The following is a 2,362-nucleotide window of genomic DNA, read 5'->3' on the forward strand; positions in this document are numbered from 1 at the left end:
GCGTCGGGGTGGGTGAGGTGCGGGCGCGCGGCGGGGTCGGAAGGGACGACGGTGCCGCGGATGCCGTAGTGGCCGGGGCCCCGGGATTCGACCGAGTCGATGCGGATGTCCAGGCCGTGGGCCATCAGCACCATCGGCAGGTGCTCGCCGTAGCGGGACAGCTCGCCCAGGTGCAGGGCGGGAGTTCCGGCGGGGACTACCAGTTCGACGTGATGCCGGATGCCGAGGACCGACGGTACCGGGCCGAGCAGGCCGTTGACGTAGCCCGGCAGGTGCTGGACCGTCCCGGGCAGATCCTCGACGCGCACACCGAACGGATTGTCACCGGCGCTGAGCGTCACCATCACCGGCTCGGGCAGCGGGATCAGATCCAGTGCGGCATCGATGTTGCGGATCGCCTCGGCGATCTCGGGTGTCATCTCACGTTCGCCGCGCAGCGCGGCCTCGATGTCCGAAGCGCTCGGCCGCGAAGCATCCTCGGGCTCCTCGTCGAGGTAGTCGCGCAGCGCTGCTCGCTGCTCGTCGGACATCCGGGCGTGCGCGTCCGACCAAACCTCGCGCCCGTACTCGCTGGCGCCCGCGAAATCCGGGATTATTTCGTCGGATTCGCGCAGGAACCGCACCGGGTTGTCGGGGTTCGTCTCGTCGCCTGGCGGCCGGTGCGCGTCACCGACGTGCACATCGGCCAGGTGCAGCAGTCCGGCCCGCACCGAATCCTTCAGCGGGTGAACGGGTTTGCCGTCGGAGTCGAAGAGAATGGCGTGAACGCCCTTGGTCTCCCTCGGCACCTGCGGCGGGAAGCCATGCTCGAGGCCCGCGGCCGGATCCTTGACCACGATCTCGCCGCCCTCATTGACCAGTAGGTAGGCGTGCGCACCCACACCGTGCTCGTCGACGGGCCCGGCATAGCGATCCACGACCAGCGCCGACGCACCGTCCCCCAGCTTGCGAAGCCGCTCCGCTATGGCGTCGTGGCCGCTAGGTTTGCCGGGGCGATCGGGGAAGTCCTGCAACTTACCGCCCGCACCCGCCACCAACTCCTCGAGCCGCATCCCCTCCGGCCCGATCCGGCGCTGGGGCGGATGGATGGATTCATTGCCGGTGATCTGACGCAACAGGCGCAGCGCCAGCTCACCACAGCGGCCCCGGTTCCGCTCCCGAACAGTTTCCGGATCGTCCCGCCCGGGCTTTGCCGATTCCTCGTCTCGCACAACGGTATTCGATGGATCATCCAAGCGCCCCGGGTGCGCCTTGGAACCGTCGGTGCGCTCCGGGGGCGCTCCACGCCGGGATTCGGTGCGATCGGAGGGCTCCGGACGATCCTGCGCCGCGACAGGGGTCTCGTCACCGGAGCGGCGCTCCCCCGGCCCGCGACGCTCACCGTCGTGGGCTCTGACCTCGGGATCCTCGCCCAGCGGAATCGGCGCGACCACGAACCCGTCCTCGGGAGCGGACCCGTCATTGACACGCCGATCTCGATCCGACGGGTGCGAATCCCGTTCGCGGCCGGTGGATTCCGCCTCCGGCCGGTCACCCCGATGCCGACCGTCCGCATCCCGGCTCGACGGTTCGTCATGCACCGGTGCGAACCCATCCGACCGCGGCTCCTCACCCGTAAGCCGCCTCTCCTCGGCGGGCCCGTCCTCCCGGCGCGTCGAATCCGCCTCGCGCACAGGCTCTTCAGCAGCCGGTTCCCGCCCCTCCCGCAACGGCCGGTCCGCCGTCTCCGGGGAGGTGTCCTCATCCCGCAGCATAGCCGAGTCCAGCTGTACATCCTCATCGCGAGGACGCACACCCTCCTCATCCCGAGCAGCCGCATCGTCCTCACGACGCGTGCCAGGCTCACCACGATCGACTTCCGGATCTCCCACGCGGCGCTCAGTCGGCTCGTCCGCACGCCGCGCAGTCGAGTCATCCTCGTGCCGAGCAGCTGGATCGTCCTCCCGCCGGACGGTCGAGTCATCCTCGCGGCGGGTGCCGGGCGTGTCGTCGTCACGACGCACCGCTGGCTCGTCGGCGCGGCGGGACTCCGTCGGCTCGTCGGTGGGGCGACGGGACTCCGGATGCTCACCGGCACGATCGGAGTCGGGCCGGGAATCGGTCGCATCGCGGGGTTCGTCGCCGGATTCGCGGGCCTCGGGCCTCTCGGTGGATCGATCCGATTCGGCGCCCGTGGAGGGCTTTTCGTGATCCGTGGCCGAGGTATCGCTGGGCCGCTCGGCGGGGTTGCTCGAATCCCTTCCGACACCGGTGTTTTCCGGGCCTGGGGCCGTCGTGTCGCGGTCTGTCGGATGCGGAGCGGTCTCGCCGGACGGGTCCGCTGGGGTGCGGGGTTGGGTACCGGGACGGCTGTCCGGGGTGG

General features: G+C 70.3%; 1 protein-coding gene. It reads right to left on the bottom strand.

Annotation, left to right across the window (positions count from 1 at the left end):
* Nucleotides 1-1,754: ADP-ribosyltransferase (locus tag ACAM49_RS39885; protein ID WP_369640697.1), on the bottom strand; the 1,754-nt coding region annotated here is incomplete at its 3' end.
* Between the last annotated feature and the right edge of the window lie 608 nt (nt 1,755-2,362).

The organism is Nocardia sp. JMUB6875 (genome assembly GCF_041154655.1).
Classification (GTDB): domain Bacteria; phylum Actinomycetota; class Actinomycetes; order Mycobacteriales; family Mycobacteriaceae; genus Nocardia.